At 38.8% G+C, this 1,049-nt stretch carries 2 protein-coding genes; one reads left to right on the forward strand and one right to left on the reverse strand.

Features of this window, described 5'->3' with window-relative positions; genetic code table 11:
- The first annotated feature begins 61 nt into the window (after nt 1-61).
- Nucleotides 62-514 carry an NUDIX domain-containing protein gene (locus WEIDD23_RS01475; protein ID WP_010374908.1) on the forward strand — a complete coding sequence of 151 codons (453 nt, stop codon included), beginning with the start codon at nt 62-64 and terminating at the stop codon, nt 512-514.
- Between the two features lie 81 nt (nt 515-595).
- Here the strand turns inward: WEIDD23_RS01475 and WEIDD23_RS01480 are convergent.
- Nucleotides 596-1,049, reverse strand: a 454-nt coding sequence (locus tag WEIDD23_RS01480) for a DUF4767 domain-containing protein (protein ID WP_062358695.1), incomplete at its 5' end; no start/stop codon positions are given.

The following is a 1,049-nucleotide window of genomic DNA, read 5'->3' on the forward strand; positions in this document are numbered from 1 at the left end:
ATTGGTTAGTGTATAATTAAATTACGGTGTTTAAAAGATTAGAAACAGGGGGGGAGAACAGTTGGCGGAAGATCGGTTTAAAGTCAGGGTTGCAGTACTTGCGATTATTCAAATGGATAATAAGGTTTTGCTACAGAAAAGGATTAACACGGGCTACATGGATGGGTTCTATGATTTGGGGGCAGCGGGCCATCTGGAGAGTGGAGAATCACTTAAAATGGCCATGCAACGTGAAATTAAAGAAGAGCTTGGGGTAATAGTCAAACTAGAAAATATAAATTTTGTGTCGATTGTTCACAAAAAGGACGTCGAAAGTGGTCTTGAATATATGTATGTATATTTTAAGGTTAAAAATTTTACTGACAAACCTTCAATCATGGAACCGAATAAAAACGCGGCGTTGCAATGGTTTGATTTGAATGATTTACCGGCTAATTTAATTAGCGATAGACAGACAGTTTTGAATAATCTGACCAATGATTCTTTTTATGATGAATTTGGTTGGAATTTGTAAATAATAAACACAAGTATGAAAGTTAAAGTAGATAGCGTTCTAAAAAAGTAGTCATCGTACAGTTTGCGCGATGACTACTTTTTAGTTGTGATTAACAATCGATGCAAACCCAGATGCAAGGGCTTGATTGTCAGTTGGCTTGAAATACAAGTAACCTTCAGGATTACCTTGATTTTGTTGCGTGACAAGAACTTCAGGTTTTTCGTTATGAAGGGTGAATAGGTACATTGTTAACACTGGATATCTGTCGTTCGAACTGGCACTGCCGCCATAGACGGCAACCAAGTTATAGTCATGATTACCAGTGCCATCGTCGGACCATTGCAAATCAATAGCATGATCATCTACTGCAGGGTGCATGTTCATGGTACCGTTCGTGAGGGGTGTTGGGAATATGACACCGTATAGATTAAAATCATGACCAGGGTAATATGACTCGTAGTGTTGACCCATTTGACTTACCCAATTCAGCATAAATTTAGCCAGTTGTTGGCTTTTATTAGCTGACCATGGGGATGAAGTACTGGCTACTGCC

Source organism: Weissella sp. DD23, assembly GCF_001579105.1.
Taxonomy (GTDB): Bacteria; Bacillota; Bacilli; order Lactobacillales; family Lactobacillaceae; genus Weissella; species Weissella cibaria.